The following is a 12497-nucleotide window of genomic DNA, read 5'->3' as shown; positions in this document are numbered from 1 at the left end:
CCGGCCTGCGCCGCGCGGGCCGGCGGCGCTGCGGCTGTCCTACCTGGCGGGCAACTGGCCGCCGCGCGAATAAGGACGCCGTGCCGGCTGTATGCACATACAGTATAATTCTGGCATGACGCATCCCGCACAAACCGGCTTCATCCTGACTCGCCACTGGCGCGACACGCCCAGTGGCACGGAGATCGATTTCTGGCTGGCCACCGACGACGGTCCGCGCAAGGTGCGGCTGACCGGACAGACCTCGGTGGCCTTCGCCGAGGCGGCGGTGCAGGACGCCATCAGCGCCCAGATCGGCCCGCAGGCCGGCATCGCGCTGCGCGAACTGCCGCTGAAGACCTTCCAGCAGCAGCCGGTAGTGGGCGTCTACGCGGCGCGCTACAAGCAGCTGACCGCGCTGGAGCGCACGCTGCGCGAGCATGGCATCAAACTGTACGAAGCCGACATCCGCCCGCCCGAGCGCTACCTGATGGAACGCTTCATCACCGCCGGCGTGCAGACCGAGGGCGGCCACGCCAGCGGCAGCGTGATCCACAATTGCAAACTGAAGCCGGCGCCCGACTACCGGCCGGCGCTCAAGATGGTGTCGCTGGACATCGAAACCAGCGCCTATGAAGACCTGTACTCGATCGCGCTGGAAGGCTGCGGCCAGCGCCAGGTGTACATGCTGGGCGAGCCGGCGGCCGCCGATGCCAATGCCGACGACGCTGCCGCCACGCCCACCATCGACTTCGACCTCGAATACTGCGCCACGCCGCGCCAGCTGATCGAACGCCTGAACGGCTGGATGGCGCTGCACGACCCCGACGTCATCATCGGCTGGAACGTGGTGCAGTTCGACCTGCGCGTGCTGCAAAAAAACGCCGACAAGTACAAGGTGGCGCTGGCGCTGGGGCGCGAAGGCAAGGGCATCGAATGGCGCGAGCATCCGGGCAAGCAGGGCTACCTGTTCGCGCCGCTGCCGGGCCGCATCATCCTCGACGGCATCGACGCGCTGAAGGCCGCCTCCTGGATGTTCCCCTCGTACAGCCTGCAAAACGTCTCGCAATCGATGCTGGGCGAAGGCAAGGACATCGGCGACGACTACGACAAGATGGCGGAAATCGAGCGCCGTTTCCACAACGACAAGCCGGCGCTGGCGCTGTACAACCTCAAGGACTGCGAGCTGGTCACGCGCATCTTCGCCAAGGCCAACCTGCTGGCCTTCATGATCGAGCGCGCCACCGTCACCGGGCTGCCGGCCGACCACCTGGGCGGCTCGATCGCCGCCTTCAACCACCACTACCTGCCGCGCATGCACCGCGAAGGCTATGTGGCGCCGAACGTGGGCGACGTCAGCGGTGGCGCCTCGCCGGGCGGCTTCGTGCTGGACTCCAAGCCGGGGCTATACGACTCGGTGGTGGTGCTGGACTACAAAAGCCTGTACCCGTCGATCATCCGCACCTTTCTGGTCGACCCAGTCGGCCTCGTTGAAGGCGAAATCGCGGCCGATCCGGCCAGCGTGGTGGAGGGCGTCAACGGCACCGTGTTCTCGCGCGACAAGCACTGCCTGCCGGCCATCACCACCGATATCTGGAAACAGCGCGACGCCGCCAAGCGCGCCAGGAACGAACCGCTGTCGACCGCGCTGAAGCTGCTGATGAATTCCTTCTGCGGCGTGCTGGGCGCCACCGAATGCCGCTTCTTCAATCCGCGCCTGGTGTCGTCGGTGACGCTGCGCGGCCACCAGATGCTGAAGCAGACCCGCAAGCTGGTTGAAGCCGAAGGCTACGACGTCATCTACGGCGACACCGACTCGATCTTCATCTGGCTGAAAAAAGAACACCCGAACGCCGAAGCGCTGGCCATCGGCCAGCGGCTGGCCGACCAGATCAACCTGTGGTGGCGCACCATGCTGAAGGAACAGCACGGCCTCGACTGCCACCTCGAAATCGAGTTCGACACCCACTACCAGAAATTCTTCATGCCGACGATTCGCGGCACCGAGCTCGGCAGCAAGAAGCGCTACGCCGGGCTGGCCGTCAACGCCAAGGGCGAAGAAGAAGTCATCTACCGCGGCCTGGAAGTGGCGCGCAGCGACTGGACGCCGCTGGCGCAGCAATTCCAGCAAGGGCTGTTCACCCGCATCTTCAAGGACCAGCCCTACCAGGACTACGTGCGCGACTACACCGAGCGGACGCTGGCCGGCGACCACGACGACCTGCTGGTGTACCGCAAGCGCTTGCGCCAGCCGCTCGACGAATATAAAGTCAACGTGCCGCCGCAAGTGCGCGCCGCGCGCCTGGCTGACGAATACAACCAGTCGCAGCGCCGCCCGCTGCGTTACCAGAACGGCGGATGGATCAGCTACGTGATGACCACCGGCGGCCCCGAGCCGCTGGAAGCGATGCGCTCGCACATCGACTACGAGCATTACCTGACCAAGCAACTGCAACCGATTGCCGACGCCATCCTGCAGCCAATGCACGACAGCTTCACCAGTCTGACCACGGCGCAAGCCAGCCTTTTCTAACGGAGACTTTATGAGCGTATTCAAGCAACTGCACGACGGCCGCCAACTGCTACACCTGCCCAACGCCTGGGACGCCGGCAGCGCGCGCCTGTTTGAAAGCCTGGGCGCGGCCGCCATCGCCACCACCAGCGCCGGCGTGGCGTGGGCGCAAGGCTATGCCGACAACGACCACCTGCCGGTCGACAGCGCCATCGCGGTGGCCGCCAACATCGCCCGCGTGATCACGGTGCCGCTGTCTGTGGATTTTGAAAATGGTTATGCGGCCGACCCGGAGCAGGTGGCGCGCAATGTGCTGCGGCTGATCCATGTCGGCGTGGCCGGCATCAACCTGGAAGACGGCAACGACGCGCCGGCGCTGCTGGCCGACAAGATCCGCGCCATCAAGGCGCTGGCCGCGCAGGCGGAGATCTTCATCAACGTCCGCACCGATGTGTATCTGAAAGGGCTGGCGCCGGAAGGCCAGCGCGTGGCCGAAGTGCTAAAGCGCGCCGCGCTGTACAAGGCCGCCGGCGCCGACGGCCTGTTCGTGCCCGGCATCTGCCTGCCGGACGAAATCAAGGCTGTCGTCGCCGATGCCGGCTTGCCGCTCAACGTGATGGACTGGCCGGGCCTGCCGCCCGCCGCCGAATTGCTGCAACTGGGGGCAGTGCGCCTGAGCGCCGGTTCCGGCATTCCCCAGGCGCTGTGGTCGGTCGCGGCCGGCATGGCCAAAGGCTTCCTGGACACCGGCAGCGCCGGCCCGCTGATCGCCAAGGCCATGCCGTACGGCGACCTGCAGGCATTGTTCCTTAAGCCTTGACCTTGTTGCCGTAAAACGCCACGATCTGCAACAAGCCGCCGGCCATGGCGAAGTTCTTCAGCAGATTGATCAGCTGATTCTGGTCGGCCAGATTGTTGTGGAAGGCCAGCGCGGTGACGATCGAGAACGCAGCCAGAATGGCGGCCACGATGCGGGTCTGGAAGCCGAACACCAGCGCCAGGCCGCCGCCCAGTTCCACCGCCACCGCGATGGCAAAGCCCAGCGTCGCAAACGGCAGTCCGGACGAGGCGATGTAGCCGATGGTGGCGGCCGGCGCCATGATCTTGCCGATGCCGCTGAAGACGAAAATGGTGGCCAGCAGCACGCGGCCGATGATCGAAATGGTATTGCTGTTCATGATAGTGATTCCTGTCTGATTAAATTAAGTTTGCTGCGCGCAGCTGTTTGCCGATGCGCTGGATTTCCTGCTCGCCCTGCGCCAGCGCTGCCGCATTGGTATGCACCGAGTAATAGCCGGTCACCAGATCGTGCGGATGCTTGACCGCCGAGCCGAGCACGAACTCGGTCGCGCCTTCCGCCACAAACTCCAGCGCCGCTTCGCCTTCCTCGAACACCGCCAGCTCGCGGCCGATGGTGGTGCGGCCACTGCGCAGCGCTCCATTCGCGACCGCTACCCAGGCCACCGTATGGCCGGCCGGCGGTGTGTAAGTCCAGCGTTCGCCGTCGGCCAGCTTGACGTGCAGATAGCTGAGCGACGCGCGCGGCTGGATCGGGCTGGCCGCATCGCCATGGCGACCGAGGATTATGCGGGCTGGCCCCACGCTTGGCACCTGATCAGAAGACAGGTAGCGGCTGTCGCAAGGACCGTTTTCATCTTCCGGCGGCAGCGCCAGCCACAGCTGGAAACCCAGCGCGCTTTCGCCCTCGGCCGGACCGCCGTCATGCCAGACGCCGTTGCCGGCGCTCATCCACTCGACGCCGCCGGTGTGCAGCACGCCTTCCGCGCCGGTGGTCTCGCGGTACTCGATGGCGCCGTCCAACAGCACCGTGATGGTGGCGATGCCCGAATGCGGGTGCATGCCCATCTTGCCGCCGTCGCCGGCCGGCAGGTGGAAGCGGTCGAGGAAGACGAAGGGCTTGATCAGCTCACCGGCATCGCCGGGACTGGCCAGGCGCGTGATCGGGCCACGGGTATGGCCGGCGGTGCGGAAAGCGACGTTACGTTGATTCATGATTGGCTCCTGATGTTGCATGATGAGTTGCATCTTAGGTCGGCGGCATCCATCTGAATAGCCTATATAATTCGATGGATTATATCCAAGGAGTAGATAGATGCTGGACGCCATGTCGCTTGACCAATTGCGCACCTTTATCGCCGCCGCCGACGAAGGCAGTTTTTCCGCCGCCGGGCGCAAGCTGCGGCGCGCGCAATCGGTGGTCAGCACCACGCTGGCCAACCTGGAGGCGCAGGTCGGCTTCGCGCTGTTCGAACGCACCGGCCGCTATCCGCGCCTGACCGAAGCCGGCGCCGCGCTGCTGGAACAGGCGCGCGCGGCGGTCGACGGCATGAACGCCTTCAAGGCCAAGGCGCGCACGCTGGCCGAAGGGCTGGAGCCGGAACTGGCGGTGGCGGTGGACGTCATGTTTCCGATCGCCGGGCTGACGGCGGCGGTGCAGGCGTTCCAGCAGCAGTTTCCCGCCACGCCGCTGCGGCTGTATGTGGAAGCGCTGGGCGCGGTGGTGCAGCCGCTGCTGGACAGCCACTGCCGGGTCGCCATCATCGGTTCGCTGCCGGAGATTCCGGCCGGCTGTGCCTCGGAATTTTTGCTCAGCGTGGCGGCGGTGGCGGTGGTGGCGCCGACCCATCCGCTGGCCGCGCTCCAGGGGCCGATCCCGCACGAGGAAGCCGGCAAGCATGTGCAGCTGGTGCTGACCGATCGCTCGACGCTGACGGCCGGGCGCAACTTCGGCGTCATGTCGACCCAGACCTGGCGCCTGGCCGACCTCGGCGCCAAGCACGCCTTCCTCAAGGCTGGCTTAGGCTGGGGCTATATGCCGCTGCACATGGTCGAGGACGACCTGCGCAGCGGCAAGCTGGTGCGCATCAACATCGAGCTGCACGCGCGGCTGGGGCCGGGCTTCTCGATGCACGCGATTCATATGAAGGATCACCCGCCGGGACCGGCGGGGCGGTGGTTCGTCAACCACCTGAAGCAGAACTAGCGCAGCAGGCCGGTCAGGCCGTCGAGATGGGACTGCGCCGCTTGCTGCGCCGCCGTCTCCATCTGTCGGAACTGCGCCAGCACGGCGAGGCCGGTCTCGGTCAGCTGGGCGCCGCCGCCGTGCGAACCGCCGGCCGCGCTCAGCACCAGCGGTTCGCGGAAGCAGCGGTTCATCACATCGACCAGCAGCCAGGCGCGCCGGTAGGACATCTTCATGCACCGCGCCGCGCCGCTGATCGAGCCGGTGTCGGCAATCGCCGCCAGCAGATCGGCCTTGCCGGGGCCGAAGGCCACCTCATCGTTGTGGAGTACGCGGAGTTTCAGATTCAGTTCGACAGCCATGACAGACGAGCGCAGTAGGGATGCGCCAGTATGCCTTAAAAATTCCGCCGGCAGGGCGCGTGCTCGCGCCGCACTAACGGCACGATCATCGGCTTGCAGCGGCAGCCGGACAGCGTGGCGATCCAGCCGGCCAAAAATTGCGTGGCGGCCGTCTGCGCCTGCTGCCCGTGTAGGGCCGTGTCGGCGCGCAGTTGTTGCAGCGTTACGTCCGGCGTCGAGGCGATCTCCAGCGCATGGCCGATCAGCCACTGCTCCAGCCGGTGCGGCTCGAATTCAGGATGGAATTGCAGCGCCAGGCAATGCGCGCCCCAGGCAAAGGCCTGGTTCTCGTACAGCGCGCTGGAGGCCAGATGACGCGCGCCGGACGGCAGGGCGTAAGTGTCGCCGTGCCAGTGCAGCACGGCCGGCGTTTGCGCCAGATAGTCGGCCATGCCGGCGAAATCGTCGCCCTCGCGGCCCAGCGTCAGCGGCGCCCAGCCGATTTCCTTGCGCTCGCCGGCCACCACCTTGGCGTTCAGCGCCGCCGCCATCAGCTGCGCGCCGAGGCAGATGCCGAGGGTAGGGCGGTCTTCCAGCAGGCGCTGGCGCAGCCAGTTGATTTCTTCCAGCAGCCACGGATAGTCGGCGCTGTCGTAGACCGAAATCGGCCCGCCCAGCACCACCACCAGATCGGCCGCCAGCGGTGGGTGCCCGGCCAGCGCATCGACGCCCGCCTCCAGGTAGCGGATGGCGTAGCCGGCGCGCTCCAGCACCGGCTTTAGCAGGCCCAGGTCTTCAAACGCCAGATGGCGCAGTATCAGCGCGGTCTTCATTCGACGATCTGCCGCACTTCCACCGTTTGCAGCCACTTCACATGGCGCGGGCCGGTGCGGATATCCTTGCCCGAAATCAGCGCCAGCGGTCCCTCGGCCGGCGCCAGCGGCTTGCCGTCGCGCTCGAACAGCACCAGCACCGAGTCGCCCAGCTCGCTGTTAAACAGTTCGCTCCACGAAAACACCACCTTGTAGCCGTCGCTGGCGCTGGCGATCACGGCCAGCTTCTTGACCGTGTTGTGGTCGGCCGTTTTGACTTGCGCGCGCTCCAGCACCGCCCGCAGCCGCACGCCGCGCAGCACGCTGGGCGGCGCACCGGCGTCGCGACCGGGCAGGCGCAATTCGACGATCTGATCGGCAGGAAACTGGCGCAGCGCCGCTACGTCCAGCGTCAGCGGCTGCGTCACCGTTCCGCCGATAGCCAATTGGCCAGCCGGCGCGGCCGGTGACGGCGCATCGTGGGCCCAGGCCGGCAAGGCGGCCGCCAGACAGGCAGCCAAAACCAGCCGCCGCGACAAATCGGACATCGGTGCTCCTTCAAAAAGCGTTATATAGGAAATTATACAGCGCTTATGGTGTGCAGCTCGCTAATGCGCTATATTCCAATGTATACAGCGTTTTCCACGGTCCTCCCATGCCCTTCCTGCCCGCCCAACCTGCGCCGCCGAACTTCATCCACCGCCTGCTGAACGTGCCGGCCGATGCCTGCTGCGCGCCAGAAACCACGCCGTTCCTGGCCGCCCCGGCGCCGGCGCCCCGCCGCGCCAAGCTGGCCGAGCTGGACTCCAACCTGCATTGCTCGGTCATAGGCACCTGTCTGACTACCGGCGAACTGCGCAAGCTGGTGCCGCGCTACGCAACGCAGATCGACCGCAAGACCTCCAGCGACCTCGACATCCACCACACGGCGGTCGAACTGTCGATGCAGGGCGAAGCCGCCGCCAAGGAATTGCACAAGGCGCTGGACACTCGCCACGCGCTGGCCATCAAACGCTTCAAGTCGGCCGACCACGAAGGGCTGGCGCAATTGTGGGCCGATGCCCTGGCGCAAGGCGATGTGCCGGGTGCCTACTGGGCATTGCTGACCCATCCGCTGTGCAGCTACGAGCTGCGGCGTCAGGCCTTCGGCGACGTCCACATGCTGTCGCACCTGGTGGGCGCCTCCAACCGCGCCGACCTGCGCCGCCTGAGCGCGCTGGAAGAGGAGTGCGCGCGCTTGCGCGAACAGAACGCCGCACTGCAAACCCGTGCGCAGGAACAGGCGGCGCAGCACCAGCAGGCGGTCGAAGTGGTGTCGCAGCAGGCGATGGAGCTGACGCGGCTGCGCGAACGCCACGCCGGCCTGGCCAACTCGTCTGCCGCCGATCAGCTGGCGCAACTGCGCGACCTGATCGCCGCGCGCGACGAGCAATTGGCGCAGCAAACCGCCCGCTGCGCCGAACTGGAAGCGCGGCTGGCGTCCAGCGATGCCGCCGCCGAACTGACCCGCAACGCCGCGCGCCAGCTGGGCGCCGACGCCGAGCAGGCGCGCGTCGAAGTGCAGGCGCTGGAACAGGCGTTGCTGCAAACACTGGACAACGAAGACGATAGCGCCACGCTGCCGTCGCTGCACGGCCGGCGCGTGATGTACGTCGGCGGCCGGCCGCAATCGAACCAGCTGCTGGCGCGGCTGGTGGCCGCCGCCGGCGGCGAATTGTTGACGCACGACGGCGGCATCGAAGACCGCAAGGGCATGCTGGCCTCGCTGCTGCCGCGCGCCGACATGGTGGTGTTCCCGGTCGACTGCATCAGCCACAACGCCATGCACGTCACCCGCCAGCTGGCCGCGCGCGCCGGCATCCCGTGCCACCCGGTGCGCAACGCCGGCATCGCCAGCTTTGTCGAACTGATGCAGCGGCACGCCGTTCAGTGAGACAGCGAACGTACTAAACCGCGTCCGGCGCGCATGATGGAGCGACATCCCACGTCAAGGAGCCCAGCATGCCACGAGGAGCCAGTCCCAAGCGCGAGCACGAGTATCAGAAGCTGGAACGCCAGTTCAAGAAGGACGGCCGCTATAAAGGCCGTGAGGAAGAAGTCGCCGCGCGCATCGTCAACAAGCAGCGCGCCGAAAGCGGCGAGACGGAAAAGTACCATCACAAGCCGGTGCGCCGTTCGGCCTCGCGCCGCAAGCATCGTGCTGCACGCCGCAGCTAGCACCTATACCTTGGTATGACAGATTTGCGGCTGGTCCGGCTATATACTCAGGAATATAGCGATCACAAGGACTCCGTATGAAAGCAAATCTGACTCGGCGCGCCATACTGGCTGCGCTGCTGGCCGCCGGCGCAATGAATGTGTACGCAGCCGAGCCGCTGCGCATTACCTACGCCGGCTCGATGGGCGTGGTGATGGACAAATTCCTCGGCCCGGCCTTCGCCGCGCGCGAACAGGTCGAGTACCAAGGCCAAGGGCAGGGCGCCTACGGCATGGCGCGCTTGCTGGCATCCAGGAAAATCGTCGCCGACGTATTCGTCTCGGTCAATCCGGGGCCGATGGACATCCTCAAGCAGGCCGGCCTGGTCGACACGGCGGTGCCGGTGGCCAGCACCCGCATGGTGATCGCCTACAACCCACGCAGCGCCTTTGCCGCCCAACTGAAAAGCGGCGACTGGTGGAAGGTGCTGCAAACGCCGGGCCTGCGCTTCGGCCGCACCGACCCGGCGGTCGATCCGCAGGGGCAGAACATCATCTTCACGCTGATGCTGGCAGAGAAGTATTACCAGCAGCCGGGCCTGGCCAACGCCGTGCTGGGGCCGGTGGAAAATCCGCAGCAGGTGTTTGCCGAGGGCAGCTTGCTGACGCGCTTGCAGGCCGGCCAGCTGGACGCCGCGTCCGGCTACGAAAGCGCCACCATCTCCGCCAAGCTGCCGTATGTGGCGCTGCCGGACCAGATCAATCTGAGCAACCCGACCTATGCGCATGACTGGTACGACAGCGTCAGCTTCGCCATCCGCAATCGCGCCGGCGGCAGCGAAACGCTGCATCCGCAAGCGCTGGTGTTTTATGCGGCGGTGCTGAAGAACGCCCAGTCGCTGGCCGTGGCGCAGCGCTTCGTCGACTTCCTGCAAAGCGCCGACGGCCAAGCCCTGCTGCGCCAGAACGGCTACGGCCAGCCCAAAGGTGAAGCGCTGTACCGCTAGGCGCGCGCCGCCGTGACGCGCCATTCCTTCCGCCCGTTCCGGCGCAGCGCCTCGGCGGCCCTGAGCTGCCTTCGCCTCCGCTTGCGCTGGCTCAGCGCCCCGGCGTGTCTGCTGCTGGCCGCGCCTTTCCTGGCGCTGTTGCAGCAAACCCCGTGGCGCAGCTTTAGCATCGCGCCGGCCGACCTGTCCTCGGTGCGGGTCTCGCTTGGCCTTGGGCTGGCGGCGCTGTTGCTGATCGCCGCATTGGGCACGCCCCTGGCCCTGTGGCTGGCGCGCAGCCGCAGCCGCTTGCGCGGCCTGGTGCAGACGCTGGTGCTGGCCTCGCTGATGACGCCACCGCTGGCGATGGGCATCCTGCTGGTCTCCGCCTACGGCCCCTACAGCACGCTGGGCGGACCGCTGGCCGCCGCCGGCTACCTGATCTCCAACAATGTCGGCGCCTTCCTGCTGGCGCAGCTGTATGGCGGGCTGGCCTACTTCGTCATCAGCGCCCGCAGCGCGTTTGAAGGCGTGCCGCGCAGCGCCGAGGAAGCAGCCGATACCCTCGGCGCCACCAGCTGGCAAGTATTCCGCCTGGTGACGCTGCCACTGGCCGCGCGCGGCGTGCTGGCCGGGCTGGCGCTGGCCTGGGTGCGCGTGATCGGCGAGTTCGGCATCGTCATGACCTTCGCCTACTTCCCGCAGGGCATGCCGGTGCAGCTCTACATCAACCTGCAGAACGACGGCCTCGACAGTGTCTACTCGCTGGTGTGGCTGCTGCTGGCCGCCAGCCTGCCGCTACCGCTATGGATACTGGCACGCCGCGCATCGCCATCGCCAGCCCCCTGACGCCGGAATCGATTGCGCTAGCCGGCAAAGTACGCGATGATCTTCTGAAAACGGTTTCAAAATAACAGAGGAGACATATGCGACAGATCATCACCTTGCTGGCGCTGGCCGGCGCTGGCATCACCGCCACGGCAGCCGACGGCATCAAACTCAACCAGCTCGGCTTCCTGCCGGGCGCGGACAAGGTCGCGGTGGTGCCCGATGGCGCCGCGCGCGACTTCAGCATTGTGCGAGCCGGCAGCGACACCGTGGTGCAATCCGGTACGCTGGGCCCGGCCACCAACGCCCCCGAGTCCGGCGACACGGTACGACTGGCGCACTTCGCCAGCCTGCAAACGCCGGGCCGTTACCAATTGCGCGTGGCCGGCTTGCCCGACTCGCCGCCATTCGAGATCAGCGCCAGCGCCTATCAAGCCGTCAACGCCGCCGCCCTCAAAGCCTACTACTTCAACCGCGCGGGCGTCGCGCTGGACGCCGCCCACGCCGGCATCTACGCCCGCGCCGCCGGCCACCCGGACACGCAAGTGCTGATCCACGCCTCGGCCGCTTCGCCGGCGCGGCCGGCCGGCAGCGTCATCTCCAGCCCGAAAGGCTGGTATGACGCCGGCGACTACAACAAATACATCGTCAACTCCGGTATCTCCACCTACACGCTGCTGGCCGCGTACGAAGACTTCCCGGCCTACTTCCAGGCCCAGCGCCTCAACATCCCGGAAAGCGGCAACGGCGTGCCGGACATCCTCAACGAAGCGCGCTGGAACATCGACTGGATGCTGACCATGCAAGACCCGGCCGACGGCGGCGTCTACCACAAGCTGACCAACCTGCGCTTCGACGGCATGGTGATGCCGGCGCAAGCCACCGCGCCGCGCTACGTGGTGCAGAAGACCACCGCCGCCGCGCTCGACTTCGCCGCCGTCATGGCCACCGCCAGCCGCGTCTACGCGCCGTACGACGCCGCGCTGGCAACGCGCATGCGCACGGCCGCGCAGCAGGCATGGCGCTGGGCGCAAGCCCATCCGCGCGACTACTACCGCCAGCCAGCCGACGTCGCCACCGGCGAATACGCCGATAACGACGTCAGCGACGAACAGGCCTGGGCCGCCGCCGAGCTGTACATCACCACCGGCGACAACGCTTACTACCAGGCGCTGCACGCGCCCGAGCAGGCCATGACCGTGGCCGCGTGGAGCGATGTGCGCGGCCTGGCCTGGCTGTCGCTGGCGCGCCACCGCAAGACGCTGGGCGCCGCCGCCGACCAGGCGTTGATCGCCAGCCGCGTCGACGGCCTGGCGCAGCAGCTGGCCGCCGCGTGGCAGCAATCGCCATACGGCATCACGCTGCAAAAAAAGGATTATGTGTGGGGCAGTAACGCCGTGGTGCTGAACCAGGCCATGGTGCTGCTGCACGCCTACCGCCTGAACGGCAAGCGCGCCTACCTGGACGCTGCCCAGTCCGGGCTGGATTATGTGCTGGGCCGGAATGCCGTCGAGCTGTCCTTCGTCACCGGTTACGGCACGCGTTCGGCGCTGCATCCGCACCATCGGCCGTCGGTCGCCGACGGCATCGACGCGCCGGTGCCGGGCTGGCTGGTGGGCGGTCCGCAGCCGGGCCAGCAGGACAAGCAGGGCTGTCCGCAGCCGTATCCGTCGGCGCTGCCGGCGCGCTCGTACCTGGACCATGCCTGCTCCTACGCCAGCAACGAAATCGCCATCAACTGGAACGCGCCGCTGGTGTACGTGTCGGCCGGTTTGCAGGCGCTGACGCCGGCCGCACCGTAATGTCCGCGCCAGCGCCAGGTTCCTGTTGGCGGAGTTCTGATGACTTTTTGGCAAAACT

13 protein-coding genes are annotated in these 12497 nt (G+C 66.8%); 8 read left to right on the top strand and 5 right to left on the bottom strand.

Annotated elements, in window-relative coordinates; genetic code table 11:
• Window positions 1-115: 115 nt before the first annotated feature.
• Together GTP69_RS06645 and GTP69_RS06640 are read left to right on the top strand one after the other, a co-directional pair.
• Window positions 116-2512 (top strand): DNA polymerase II, encoded by a 2397-nt coding sequence (locus GTP69_RS06645; RefSeq protein ID WP_161054135.1) that lies wholly within the window; start codon window positions 116-118, stop codon window positions 2510-2512.
• A gap of 10 nt (window positions 2513-2522) precedes the next feature.
• A complete protein-coding gene (locus GTP69_RS06640) occupies window positions 2523-3311 on the top strand; it encodes an isocitrate lyase/PEP mutase family protein (protein WP_161054134.1) in 789 nt (262 codons plus the stop codon).
• On the opposite strand, the gene GTP69_RS06635 is transcribed toward GTP69_RS06640, so the two are convergent.
• Both GTP69_RS06635 and GTP69_RS06630 read right to left on the bottom strand, forming a co-directional pair.
• Window positions 3301-3669 carry a DoxX family protein gene (locus tag GTP69_RS06635; RefSeq protein ID WP_110847156.1) on the bottom strand — a complete coding sequence of 123 codons (369 nt, stop codon included), beginning with the start codon at window positions 3667-3669 and terminating at the stop codon, window positions 3301-3303. The two genes, GTP69_RS06640 and GTP69_RS06635, sit on opposite strands and share 11 nt — an antisense overlap.
• Before the next feature lie 19 nt (window positions 3670-3688).
• Window positions 3689-4504: a pirin family protein gene (locus GTP69_RS06630; RefSeq protein ID WP_161054133.1), complete on the bottom strand. Its 816-nt coding sequence runs from the start codon at window positions 4502-4504 to the stop codon at window positions 3689-3691.
• 100 nt (window positions 4505-4604) lie between these two features.
• On the opposite strand from GTP69_RS06630, the gene GTP69_RS06625 reads away from it, so the two are divergent.
• Entirely contained in the window at window positions 4605-5495 is an 891-nt protein-coding gene (locus GTP69_RS06625) for a LysR family transcriptional regulator (RefSeq protein WP_161054132.1), read from the top strand.
• Here the strand turns inward: GTP69_RS06625 and GTP69_RS06620 are convergent.
• Genes GTP69_RS06620 through GTP69_RS06610 form a run of 3 tightly spaced genes read right to left on the bottom strand, consistent with a single transcriptional unit; the run spans window position 5492 to window position 7175 of the window.
• Window positions 5492-5836: a winged helix-turn-helix domain-containing protein gene (locus GTP69_RS06620; RefSeq protein ID WP_161054131.1), complete on the bottom strand. Its 345-nt coding sequence runs from the start codon at window positions 5834-5836 to the stop codon at window positions 5492-5494. The two genes, GTP69_RS06625 and GTP69_RS06620, sit on opposite strands and share 4 nt — an antisense overlap.
• A 35-nt stretch (window positions 5837-5871) precedes the next feature.
• A complete protein-coding gene (locus tag GTP69_RS06615; RefSeq protein WP_161054130.1) occupies window positions 5872-6648 on the bottom strand; it encodes a glutamine amidotransferase in 777 nt (258 codons plus the stop codon).
• Entirely contained in the window at window positions 6645-7175 is a 531-nt protein-coding gene (locus GTP69_RS06610) for a molybdopterin-dependent oxidoreductase (RefSeq protein ID WP_229260833.1), read from the bottom strand. Before GTP69_RS06610 ends, GTP69_RS06615 begins: the two co-directional genes overlap by 4 nt.
• 107 nt (window positions 7176-7282) lie before the next feature.
• Between GTP69_RS06610 and GTP69_RS06605 the strand changes: the two genes are divergently transcribed.
• From GTP69_RS06605 to GTP69_RS06590, 5 genes are all read left to right on the top strand, one after another.
• Window positions 7283-8560, top strand: a complete 1278-nt coding sequence (locus GTP69_RS06605; protein ID WP_161054129.1) for a DUF2325 domain-containing protein — start codon at window positions 7283-7285, stop codon at window positions 8558-8560.
• A 68-nt stretch (window positions 8561-8628) separates the two neighbouring features.
• On the top strand, window positions 8629-8844 hold the full coding sequence (locus tag GTP69_RS31045) for a hypothetical protein (protein WP_202424321.1): 216 nt from the start codon (window positions 8629-8631) through the stop codon (window positions 8842-8844).
• Window positions 8845-8921: 77 nt separating this feature from the next.
• Window positions 8922-9830 (top strand): extracellular solute-binding protein, encoded by a 909-nt coding sequence (locus GTP69_RS06600; protein WP_161054128.1) that lies wholly within the window; start codon window positions 8922-8924, stop codon window positions 9828-9830.
• Between the two features lie 12 nt (window positions 9831-9842).
• Window positions 9843-10658, top strand: coding sequence for a molybdate ABC transporter permease subunit (locus GTP69_RS06595; protein ID WP_202424315.1), 816 nt, complete (start codon window positions 9843-9845; stop codon window positions 10656-10658).
• A gap of 77 nt (window positions 10659-10735) precedes the next feature.
• Window positions 10736-12439 (top strand): glycoside hydrolase family 9 protein, encoded by a 1704-nt coding sequence (locus tag GTP69_RS06590; RefSeq protein WP_161054127.1) that lies wholly within the window; start codon window positions 10736-10738, stop codon window positions 12437-12439.
• Window positions 12440-12497 lie beyond the last annotated feature (58 nt).

Origin of the sequence: Duganella levis, from assembly GCF_009857605.1 — a bacterium.
In the GTDB taxonomy this organism is placed as follows: Bacteria; Pseudomonadota; Gammaproteobacteria; order Burkholderiales; family Burkholderiaceae_D; genus Rugamonas; species Rugamonas levis.
The sequence above is the reverse complement of the archived record's forward strand: the minus strand, read 5'-3'. Positions and strand labels throughout refer to the sequence as shown.

Excerpts from the sequence above, each read along its gene's own strand:
- GTP69_RS06645 (WP_161054135.1), top strand. The coding sequence starts at position 116 with ATGACGCATCCCGCACAAACCGGCTTCATCCTGACTCGCCACTGGCGC.
- GTP69_RS06640 (WP_161054134.1), top strand. The coding sequence starts at position 2,523 with ATGAGCGTATTCAAGCAACTGCACGACGGCCGCCAACTGCTACACCTG.
- GTP69_RS06635 (WP_110847156.1), bottom strand. The coding sequence starts at position 3,669 with ATGAACAGCAATACCATTTCGATCATCGGCCGCGTGCTGCTGGCCACC.
- GTP69_RS06630 (WP_161054133.1), bottom strand. The coding sequence starts at position 4,504 with ATGAATCAACGTAACGTCGCTTTCCGCACCGCCGGCCATACCCGTGGC.
- GTP69_RS06625 (WP_161054132.1), top strand. The coding sequence starts at position 4,605 with ATGCTGGACGCCATGTCGCTTGACCAATTGCGCACCTTTATCGCCGCC.
- GTP69_RS06620 (WP_161054131.1), bottom strand. The coding sequence starts at position 5,836 with ATGGCTGTCGAACTGAATCTGAAACTCCGCGTACTCCACAACGATGAG.
- GTP69_RS06615 (WP_161054130.1), bottom strand. The coding sequence starts at position 6,648 with ATGAAGACCGCGCTGATACTGCGCCATCTGGCGTTTGAAGACCTGGGC.
- GTP69_RS06610 (WP_229260833.1), bottom strand. The coding sequence starts at position 7,175 with ATGTCCGATTTGTCGCGGCGGCTGGTTTTGGCTGCCTGTCTGGCGGCC.
- GTP69_RS06605 (WP_161054129.1), top strand. The coding sequence starts at position 7,283 with ATGCCCTTCCTGCCCGCCCAACCTGCGCCGCCGAACTTCATCCACCGC.
- GTP69_RS31045 (WP_202424321.1), top strand. The coding sequence starts at position 8,629 with ATGCCACGAGGAGCCAGTCCCAAGCGCGAGCACGAGTATCAGAAGCTG.
- GTP69_RS06600 (WP_161054128.1), top strand. The coding sequence starts at position 8,922 with ATGAAAGCAAATCTGACTCGGCGCGCCATACTGGCTGCGCTGCTGGCC.
- GTP69_RS06590 (WP_161054127.1), top strand. The coding sequence starts at position 10,736 with ATGCGACAGATCATCACCTTGCTGGCGCTGGCCGGCGCTGGCATCACC.